Consider the following 251-nt stretch of genomic DNA (forward strand, 5'->3'; position numbering starts at 1 on the left):
CAGCAATTCGCCGCCATTGATCACGCCGACACGGTCGGCGATCTCTTCCGCCTCCTCGATATAATGCGTTGTCAGGATGATGGTGACGCCCTTGGCGCGCAGTTCGGAAACCACAGTCCACATGTCGCGGCGCAGAGCCACATCGACGCCGGCGGTGGGTTCGTCAAGGAACAGAACCTTCGGCTCGTGCGCCAGCGCCTTGGCAATCAGCACGCGCCGTTTCATGCCGCCGGAAAGCTCCCGCAGCATAT

Annotated in this window: 1 protein-coding gene; it reads right to left on the bottom strand. The window is 61.8% G+C overall.

Going from position 1 to position 251, the window contains the following annotated elements:
* Nucleotides 1–251 (bottom strand): ATP-binding cassette domain-containing protein (locus SB816_RS33670; protein WP_410548459.1); only part of this gene is annotated, 251 nt, incomplete at both ends.

It is taken from the genome of Achromobacter sp. SIMBA_011 (assembly GCF_046535435.1).
Classification (GTDB): domain Bacteria; phylum Pseudomonadota; class Gammaproteobacteria; order Burkholderiales; family Burkholderiaceae_B; genus Achromobacter; species Achromobacter dolens.